We start from the raw sequence: 245 nt of genomic DNA on the forward strand, positions 1-245 counted from the left end.
CAGGGCGTAGGAGGTGACGACCAGATCATACCCGGCCAGATCGCCGTGCGCCGCCTTGCGCTGCGGGCCGTGCAGGACCAGCGTGCGCAGATCGGGGGCGAAGCGCGCCGCCTCGCTGCGCCAGTTGCCCAACACGCTGGTCGGGGCGATCAGCAGACAGGGGCGGTCCATCCGCCCGGATTCCTTCTCGATCAGAAGATGGGCCAACGCCTGCACCGTCTTGCCCAGCCCCATGTCGTCGGCCA

General features: G+C 69.4%; 1 protein-coding gene. It reads right to left on the reverse strand.

Annotation, left to right across the window (positions count from 1 at the left end; genetic code table 11):
- Positions 1 to 245, reverse strand: a 245-nt coding sequence (locus EJ903_RS26745) for an SNF2-related protein (RefSeq protein ID WP_148105348.1), incomplete at both ends; no start/stop codon positions are given.

The organism is Azospirillum griseum (assembly GCF_003966125.1).
Taxonomy (GTDB): Bacteria; Pseudomonadota; Alphaproteobacteria; order Azospirillales; family Azospirillaceae; genus Azospirillum; species Azospirillum griseum.